General features: G+C 58.6%; 7 protein-coding genes. 5 read left to right on the plus strand and 2 right to left on the minus strand.

What is annotated here, in order from left to right; genetic code table 11:
• Positions 1-40 precede the first annotated feature (40 nt).
• The 4 genes from coaBC to argB all read left to right on the plus strand — a co-directional run bounded on the left by coaBC (position 41) and on the right by argB (position 5326).
• Entirely contained in the window at positions 41-1249 is a 1209-nt protein-coding gene (gene coaBC, locus IV01_RS16185; RefSeq protein WP_032627663.1) for a bifunctional phosphopantothenoylcysteine decarboxylase/phosphopantothenate--cysteine ligase CoaBC, read from the plus strand.
• Between the two features lie 6 nt (positions 1250-1255).
• Positions 1256-1711 carry a dUTP diphosphatase gene (gene dut, locus IV01_RS16180; RefSeq protein ID WP_032627664.1) on the plus strand — a complete coding sequence of 152 codons (456 nt, stop codon included), beginning with the start codon at positions 1256-1258 and terminating at the stop codon, positions 1709-1711.
• A 122-nt stretch (positions 1712-1833) separates the two neighbouring features.
• Positions 1834-4389 carry a phosphomannomutase/phosphoglucomutase gene (locus IV01_RS27280; RefSeq protein ID WP_154232199.1) on the plus strand — a complete coding sequence of 852 codons (2556 nt, stop codon included), beginning with the start codon at positions 1834-1836 and terminating at the stop codon, positions 4387-4389.
• A gap of 28 nt (positions 4390-4417) precedes the next feature.
• Positions 4418-5326 (plus strand): acetylglutamate kinase, encoded by a 909-nt coding sequence (argB, locus tag IV01_RS16170; RefSeq protein WP_032627665.1) that lies wholly within the window; start codon positions 4418-4420, stop codon positions 5324-5326.
• 230 nt (positions 5327-5556) lie between these two features.
• Here argB and IV01_RS16165 read toward each other — a convergent pair whose 3' ends face one another.
• Both IV01_RS16165 and pyrE read right to left on the minus strand, forming a co-directional pair.
• Positions 5557-6072: a DUF4124 domain-containing protein gene (locus tag IV01_RS16165; RefSeq protein ID WP_229636105.1), complete on the minus strand. Its 516-nt coding sequence runs from the start codon at positions 6070-6072 to the stop codon at positions 5557-5559.
• A 143-nt stretch (positions 6073-6215) separates the two neighbouring features.
• Positions 6216-6857, minus strand: coding sequence for an orotate phosphoribosyltransferase (gene pyrE, locus IV01_RS16160; RefSeq protein ID WP_032627679.1), 642 nt, complete (start codon positions 6855-6857; stop codon positions 6216-6218).
• 82 nt (positions 6858-6939) lie between these two features.
• On the opposite strand from pyrE, the gene IV01_RS16155 reads away from it, so the two are divergent.
• Positions 6940-7719: an exodeoxyribonuclease III gene (locus IV01_RS16155; RefSeq protein ID WP_032627668.1), complete on the plus strand. Its 780-nt coding sequence runs from the start codon at positions 6940-6942 to the stop codon at positions 7717-7719.
• Positions 7720-7952 lie beyond the last annotated feature (233 nt).

A 7952-nucleotide genomic window follows, 5' to 3' on the forward strand; every position in this document is an offset into this window, starting at 1 on the left:
GTCATCGCCGTCGCGTATCACTCGACTAAAAGGCAGGCCTATGCAGCGGCTGTATCGGAAACGCATTGTTCTCGGCGTCGGCGGTGGCATCGCGGCCTACAAGAGCGCAGAACTGGTTCGACGTCTGCGCGATCAGGGCGCTGAAGTGCGTGTCGTCATGACCCGAGGGGGCGCTGAGTTCATCACCCCGTTGACCATGCAGGCGCTGTCCGGGCACCCGGTTCACCTGGATTTGCTCGACCCGGCCGCTGAAGCCGCCATGGGCCATATCGAATTGGCCAAATGGGCCGACCTGATCCTGATTGCGCCCGGCACTGCAGACCTCATCGCGCGCCTGGCCCAGGGCATCGCCAATGACCTGCTGACCACCATCGTGCTGGCCACGGACGCCATTGTTGCTGTCGCGCCAGCGATGAATCAGGCAATGTGGCGCGACGCCTCGGTGCAGGCCAACATTCGCCTGCTTGAAGAGCGTGATTTCCGTATCTTCGGCCCGGCCAGCGGCAGCCAGGCCTGCGGCGACGTTGGTTTCGGGCGCATGCTTGAGCCGGATGATCTGGCCCAGTCTGCGGCTGATTGCTTCCAGCGGCTGTCCCTGACCGGAAAACATGTACTGATCACGGCCGGCCCGACCCAGGAAAACATCGATCCGGTGCGCTACATCACCAACCACAGCTCCGGGAAAATGGGTTTTGCGCTGGCCGAGGCCGCAGTTGAAGCGGGCGCACGCGTCACCTTGATCACCGGCCCGGTCAACCTGCCGACCCCGGACCGGGTGTCCCGCGTCGACGTTGTCAGTGCCCGGGACATGCTGGCCGCCTGCGAGGCCGCCATTCCTTGCGACTTGTTTATCGCCTCGGCCGCCGTCGCGGACTATCGTCCTGAAGTGGTCGCGCCGCACAAGCTCAAGAAAGACCCATCCACCGGTGACGGCCTACTGCTGCAGATGGTCCGTAATCCGGACATTCTGGCGACCATCGCGACGCGTCCGGATCGCCCGTTCAGCGTCGGTTTCGCCGCCGAGACCGAACACCTGCTGGACTATGCTGCGCGTAAGCTCAAGGACAAGAACCTTGATCTGATCGTGGCCAACGATGTTGCCAACCCCAGCATCGGTTTCAACAGCGAAGAGAACGCTTGCAGCGTGATCGACCGAGCGTTGCACGCTACGCTCTTCGCCCAGACCAGCAAGGGCAAGATCGCCCGTCAGCTGATCACTTTTATCGCCGAACGAATGAACCAGGTTTAATCACGAATGCACGCTCTACAAGCCAAAATCCTCGACCCTCGCATTGGCAGCGAATTTCCTTTGCCGGCTTACGCCACCGTCGGTTCTGCCGGCCTGGACTTGCGCGCCATGCTCAAGGAAGACACTGTTCTCGAGCCGGGCCAGACTTTGCTGATCCCGACCGGCCTGTCGATCTACATCGGCGACCCTGGGCTGGCAGCACTGATTCTGCCGCGCTCGGGCCTGGGCCATAAGCACGGCATCGTGTTGGGCAATCTAGTGGGGTTGATCGACTCTGATTATCAGGGCGAGCTGATGGTTTCCTGCTGGAATCGCGGGCAGACCGCTTTCAAAATCGCAATCGGCGAGCGCCTGGCTCAGTTGGTGCTGGTGCCGGTGGTTCAGGCTCATTTCGAACTGGTTGAAGAGTTTGACGAAAGCCAGCGTGGCGCTGGTGGCTTCGGTCACTCGGGCAGTCACTGAGCATTGACGTGCAGGTTCGCGGCCCAGACGCCTGAAGTTCATCGCGTGACGAATGGATGATTGTCCAGATGCAGGATGAATTACCGGAGAGCGCTCAGGTGAAAGGCAGTCAGCATCAAGCAATGGTTGATCACCAGCCCCCTGCTGCGGGGCTGTACGCCTTCTTTCCGGGTATTTTTCCGGCCCTGATCGGCCTGATTGCAGCCAGCATGCTGGTGTATCTGGCGCTGGGCGGTAATTCTCAAGGGCAGTCGTCGGTTGAGCAGGCATTGGGCAGCAGTCAGGCCGCGTCGGTGGGTGTTGCGCTGAAGCAGATCAACGCCGAAACCCGGGCTGCGGCGCAGAATTCGGCCTTGGTCCAGGCGTTGAAAAGTGGCGACGCCGCCATCATCGAGCAGGCCCAAAGCCAATTGCGGCCAAGCGACGGTGTGTTGGGCGCCCGCCTCAACCCGCTGGGCATGGACATCGATAACCAGGGCGCACTGCCCGTCAGTTTCTCCACCCTGGATATGCTTAACAAAGCCGCCCAGGGCGAGCAAGCCGCGCCCGAAGCGCGCAAGGTCGGCGAGCGCTGGATGATCTACAGCGCGGCGGCTGTGCGTGCAACGCCAACGGGACCTATCAGCGGCACGTTACTGTTAGCCTTCGACCCGCAACGTCTCGTCAACGCAATACCGCCAATCCCTGAGGCAATGGCGCGGGTGCGTTTGATCCAGCAGTTTGGCAATGGCCCGGAGCAGGTTTTCCTGGAGCGCGGGCAGTCAGATGGCGGCCAGCCGCAGTCTATCGATACCGGATTTGCCAGCTGGAAACTTGAGTTTGCCGCCGGGCCCGGGTTGAAAAACACCCCGGCGTGGCTGTTTTTGACATTCGCTGCGTTGGTGGCGCTAGCCGGTGTTCTGCTTGGCCTGTACCTCAATGAGCGGGCAATACAGCGGCGGATTTGCGCTGATGTCCGACAACTGGACGAGCTGCTTCAAGAACTCTCCAGCGGAAAAGCCGTCAAACCCTTCGGTTTGGGCCTACCGGCCCTCGACAGGCTGGCCCGGCAACTGGCGCGCTTCTCTCCCTCCACTCAACATCCCGTAACCGGGGCCGTTGATTTAGCGGCAGAGCCTCGCCGTACACCCAGTATTGAAATGAGTAGTGCTTCAGCATCGGCTCCACGTGCAGCCTCAGGCACCATGTTGACCGACCCGCTGTTTCAAGATACCGACATTCTCGATATCGACATCCTCGACGAAAACCAGGACTTCCTGAGATCGGAGCACCCCCCAGTTATGAGCAGTCCAGTACCCGTTGCACCAAAATTCCCTGATGACATCTTCCGCGCCTACGACATTCGCGGTGTGGTCGGGGACACCCTGAGCGCTGAAACAGCGTATTGGATCGGTCGCGCCATTGGCTCCGAAAGCCTGGCCCAGAACGAGCCGAACGTCAGCGTTGGCCGCGATGGACGTCTGTCCGGCCCAGAGTTGGTTCAACAGCTTATTCAAGGCCTGCACGACAGCGGTTGCCACGTCAGCGATGTCGGCCTGGTGCCGACCCCTGCGTTGTACTACGCGGCCAACGTGCTGGCGGGCAAGACCGGCGTGATGCTGACCGGCAGCCATAACCCGAAAGACTACAACGGCTTCAAGATCGTAATCGCGGGCGACACACTGGCGAACGAGCAGATCCAGGCGCTGCATGAGCGCATCAAGACTGGCAACCTGACCTCGGCAAAAGGCAGCGTCACCAAGGTCGACATCCTGGATCGCTATTTCAAGCAGATCAAAGACGACATCGTCATGGCCCGCAAGATGAAAGTGGTCGTGGATTGCGGCAATGGCGCGGCTGGCGTCATCGCGCCACAGCTGATCGAAGCGCTGGGCTGTGAAGTGATCTCGCTGTTCGCTGAAGTCGACGGCAACTTCCCGAATCACCACCCGGATCCGGGCAAGCTGGAAAACCTGCAAGACCTGATCGCCAAGGTCAAAGAGACTGGCGCTGATCTGGGTCTGGCATTCGACGGCGACGGCGACCGCGTCGGCGTGGTGACCAACGAAGGCAACGTGGTTTATCCAGACCGCCTGCTGATGCTGTTCGCCCTGGACGTGCTCAAGCGTAATCCGGGTGCCGACATCATTTTCGACGTCAAATGCACCCGTCGTCTGACGCCGCTGATTCAGGAGCATGGCGGCCGCCCAGTCATGTGGAAGACTGGTCACTCGTTGATCAAGAAGCAAATGAAGAAAAGCGGCGCGCTGCTGGCTGGCGAAATGAGCGGCCACATCTTCTTCAAGGAGCGTTGGTTCGGTTTTGATGACGGCATTTACAGCGCCGCGCGCCTGCTGGAAATCCTCAGCCAGGAGTCGATGACGGCTGAAGAGCTGTTCGAGACCTTCCCGAACGATGTTTCGACTCCTGAAATCAACATCAAAGTGACTGATACCACCAAGTTCAGCATCATAGAAGCACTGGAGAAAGACGCTCAGTGGGGCGATGCCAAACTGACCAGCATTGATGGCGTGCGTGTGGATTATCCACATGGCTGGGGCCTGGTTCGCGCTTCCAACACAACGCCGGTCCTGGTGCTGCGTTTTGAAGCTGAAACCGAAGCCGAACTGCAGCGCATCAAGGATGTGTTCCACGCTGAACTGAAAAAAGTTGCGCCGGATCTCCAACTTCCGTTCTGATTGTTTTTTCCTTTGACTGGAGCCTTGAATGACCCTCGAACGTGATTCCGCTGCCAATGTCGCCAAGGTTCTGTCCGAAGCGCTGCCTTACATCCGCCGCTTCGTAGGCAAGACGCTGGTGATCAAATACGGCGGCAACGCCATGGAAAGCGACGAGCTGAAAACCGGCTTCGCGCGCGACATCGTGTTGATGAAGGCAGTAGGCATCAACCCGGTAGTGGTACACGGCGGGGGGCCGCAAATTGGCGATCTGCTCAAGCGTTTGTCCATCGAAAGCCACTTCATCGATGGCATGCGCGTGACTGACTCCGAAACCATGGACGTTGTGGAGATGGTTCTGGGCGGCCAGGTCAATAAAGACATCGTCAACCTGATCAACCGTCATGGCGGAAGCGCCATCGGCCTGACCGGTAAAGACGCCGAGCTGATCCGCGCCAAGCGCCTGACCGTCACACGTCAGACGCCGGAAATGACCAAGCCGGAAATCATTGATATCGGCCATGTCGGCGAAGTGGTCGGGATCAACACCGACCTGCTGAACATGCTGGTAAAAGGTGACTTCATCCCGGTTATCGCGCCGATTGGTGTGGGTGCTGACGGCGAGTCCTACAACATCAACGCCGACCTGGTTGCAGGCAAAGTCGCTGAAGCCCTCAAGGCTGAAAAGCTGATGCTGCTGACCAACATCGCTGGCTTGATGGACAAACAAGGCAACGTGCTGACCGGTTTGACAACCGAGCAAGTCAGCGGCCTGATTGCCGACGGCACCATCTACGGCGGCATGCTGCCCAAGATCAAATGCGCGCTGGAAGCAGTTCAGGGCGGCGTGACGACATCGCACATCATTGATGGCCGTGTTCCAAACGCCGTATTGCTGGAAATCTTCACCGATACTGGTGTGGGCACGCTGATCAGCAACCGTAAGCGTCACGTTTAAGCGGAAGTTAGATCCATCCTTGTGGGAGCGAATTCATTCGCGAAAGGGCCAGTACATTCGATAGAGATTCAGCGTCTGTGCAGGCGTATTCGCGAATGAATTCGCTCCCACAGGTTAAGTGATCGTCCGTAGGAGCTGCCGAAGGCTGCGAAAGTGGTCTGTCAGATCCACAGCAAAAAAAAGGCCCTGCCGGATTTCTCCGTCAGGGCCTTTTTTGACCAGCGCCGAAATTACTGCGCCATCAACCTTTGAATCCGCACCCGATCCTGATCAAACGTCGCCTCGGCTTGTTCGCGGGTTGCCTGGTAGCGCTTGATGTCCTGGTCAAGACGCTGCTGCTGATCGCGTAGGTCATCGAGTTTGTTGATCAATGCTTTAGTCACTGGCTTGCCCGCTCGCTCTTGATCGGCGGCCTGGCCTTGCAGTCTTGCCTGCTGCGCCATTACGCCGTTCAGGTTGCCTTGGGTCAGGCCGATTAGCGTATCCAGCTCTGAAAGCTTGCGAGCCTTGGTTCGATCCACGTCTTCAACACTGCTGTACAGGCTCATCAGCTGCGCATCCGCGCTGGCCTGGGCCTTCTGCGCCTGGGCCTGTTGAACCTGCTCGGCAGTCAGTGCAGGCGGGACGGTTTGGACCACCCGGCCTCGGGCATTGAGGATTTCATAGCCCTTGCCGACATATTCCGGCGGCACACCCTGGCGATCCAGAACGGTCACGCCCCTGCTGTCGACGTAGCGGTAAAGCATTACCTGCGGGGCGTCGGCGGCCTGCGGCGCTGTGATCGGGCCAATGCTCAGGGATAAAAGTGCACAAACGAAGCCCAGCGTTCTCCAGCTGAGCCTCTTTTTATATCCCTGAGCAACCCGATTCAGTGCGGACATGAAGGCCCTTAGATCCCGAACTGCGCGCGATAAGCTTCGACCGCAGGCAAATGCTGTTTGAGTTGCGGGTCATCGGCGAGGAACTGCAACACCTGATTGAGGGAAACGATGCTGACCACGGGGATGCCGAAGTCACGTTCGACTTCTTGAATCGCCGAAAGCTCGCCGGTGCCGCGTTCTTGACGATTGAGCGCAATCAGCACGCCAGCGGCGGTCGCGTCCTGGCCCTTGATGATCTGCATGACTTCACGAATGGCGGTGCCAGCGGTGATCACGTCGTCGATGATCAGCACATTGCCGGTCAACGGCGCGCCAACCAGACTGCCGCCTTCGCCATGGGCCTTGGCTTCCTTGCGGTTGAAACACCATGGCAAGTCACGACCGTGATGTTCGGCCAAAGCCACGGCAGTCGCGGCCGCCAGAGGAATGCCCTTGTAGGCCGGGCCGAACAATACATCAAAAGAAATACCGCTCTCGACCACTGCCGCAGCGTAGAAACGCCCCAGCTGCGCCAGGGCAGAACCGCTGTTGAACAGGCCGGCATTGAAGAAGTACGGACTGGTGCGCCCGGACTTGAGAGTGAACTCACCGAAACGCAAAACCCCACGATCGATGGCAAAACGAATGAAATCGCGCTGATACGCCTGCATGAAAAAAGCCCCGAATACCACGGATTTAGCTAATTAGGTAGAGCTCGGGTATCATACACGCACGTGATTTTTGGGGCCATTTATGCGGATCATCAGTGTGAACGTAAATGGCATTCAGGCTGCAGTCGAGCGTGGTTTGCTCAGTTGGCTGCAAGCTCAGAATGCCGACGTCATCTGCCTTCAGGACACCCGCGCCTCTGCCTTCGAATTGGACGACCCAGCCTATCAGCTGGATGGCTATTTCCTTTATGCCTGCGAAGCTGAAGTTCCAGCCCAAGGTGGCGTGGCGCTTTACTCGCGGTTGCAACCGAAAGCAGTAATCAGCGGCCTTGGCTTTGAAACAGCCGACCGCTATGGGCGTTACCTGCAAGCAGATTTCGACAAAGTCAGTATTGCAACCTTGTTGCTCCCTTCGGGAATGAATGGCGACGAGGACTTGAATCAGAAATTCAAGCTCATGGACGACTTTGGCAAATACCTGGACAAGCAGCGTCGCAAACGCCGCGAGTACATTTATTGTGGCTCGCTGTATGTGGCGCAGCAGAAGCTCGACATCAAGAACTGGCGTGACAGCCAGCAATCTCCAGGCTTCCTGGCACCCGAGCGTGCGTGGATGGACGAGATTGTCGGCACCATGGGTTATGTCGATGCCCTGCGTGAAGTCAGCCGTGAAGGCGATCAGTACAGCTGGTGGCCGGACAACGAGCAGGCCGAGATGCTGAATCTGGGCTGGCGCTTTGACTATCAGTTGCTGACCCCGGGGTTGCGCCGTTTCGTGCGTAGCGCCCGTCTGCCGCGCCAGCCGCGTTTTTCGCAGCATGCGCCGCTGGTAGTGGATTACGACTGGACCCTGACCATCTAAGCGTTCAATCGCCCACAAAAAAGCCGACCTGGTGTCGGCTTTTTTGTGGCTGCCAATCCGCATTGACCTGTAGGAGCCGACTTGTTGGCGAGGCGGGATGTCAGGCGACATCTTTCTGTTGTCTGTGCCACCGTCTCGCGAAAAAGTTCGCTCCTGCAGGGGATTCGAGGCGCCGTTCTGAACTGGCCTAATGATTCCGGACACCTCTTAAGGGCGATATGATTTCGCCCAAT

The sequence above is a fragment of the Pseudomonas syringae genome, from assembly GCF_000737245.1.
Classification (GTDB): Bacteria; Pseudomonadota; Gammaproteobacteria; order Pseudomonadales; family Pseudomonadaceae; genus Aquipseudomonas; species Aquipseudomonas syringae_J.

What these genes read in the sequence shown, in the direction of transcription:
- coaBC (WP_032627663.1), top strand. Translation starts at nt 41, where the DNA reads ATGCAGCGGCTGTATCGGAAACGCATTGTTCTCGGCGTCGGCGGTGGC.
- dut (WP_032627664.1), top strand. Translation starts at nt 1,256, where the DNA reads ATGCACGCTCTACAAGCCAAAATCCTCGACCCTCGCATTGGCAGCGAA.
- IV01_RS27280 (WP_154232199.1), top strand. Translation starts at nt 1,834, where the DNA reads ATGGTTGATCACCAGCCCCCTGCTGCGGGGCTGTACGCCTTCTTTCCG.
- argB (WP_032627665.1), top strand. Translation starts at nt 4,418, where the DNA reads ATGACCCTCGAACGTGATTCCGCTGCCAATGTCGCCAAGGTTCTGTCC.
- IV01_RS16165 (WP_229636105.1), bottom strand. Translation starts at nt 6,072, where the DNA reads ATGCTTTACCGCTACGTCGACAGCAGGGGCGTGACCGTTCTGGATCGC.
- pyrE (WP_032627679.1), bottom strand. Translation starts at nt 6,857, where the DNA reads ATGCAGGCGTATCAGCGCGATTTCATTCGTTTTGCCATCGATCGTGGG.
- IV01_RS16155 (WP_032627668.1), top strand. Translation starts at nt 6,940, where the DNA reads ATGCGGATCATCAGTGTGAACGTAAATGGCATTCAGGCTGCAGTCGAG.